The following is a 283-nucleotide window of genomic DNA, read 5'->3' on the forward strand; positions in this document are numbered from 1 at the left end:
TTGATCATTTCCTCCCTTTCGCTGGAGGACATCACGCCGGAGGACATCGATCCGACCGCGCCGCTGTTCGTCGAGGGCCTCGGCCTGGATTCGATCGACGCGCTGGAGCTGGGCCTGGCACTGCAGAAGAAGTACGGTGTCAGCTTGTCGGCCGATTCGGAAGAAACCCGTCGCCATTTCTCCAGCGGGCGCGCGCTCGGCGAGTTCGTCGCCGCCCGCCAGTCGTAACGGCGCCAGGAATTGCCATGACCAAGAATGAACTGTTCGAACGCATCGTCAGCAT

General features: G+C 61.8%; 1 protein-coding gene. It reads left to right on the top strand.

Annotated elements, in window-relative coordinates:
- A partial coding sequence (locus EN850_RS35920) for a phosphopantetheine-binding protein (RefSeq protein ID WP_136093097.1) occupies window positions 1-228 on the top strand: 228 nt, incomplete at its 5' end.
- Window positions 229-283: the final 55 nt, after the last annotated feature.

Origin of the sequence: Mesorhizobium sp. M8A.F.Ca.ET.207.01.1.1 (assembly GCF_004794715.1) — a bacterium.
Lineage (GTDB): Bacteria > Pseudomonadota > Alphaproteobacteria > Rhizobiales > Rhizobiaceae > Mesorhizobium.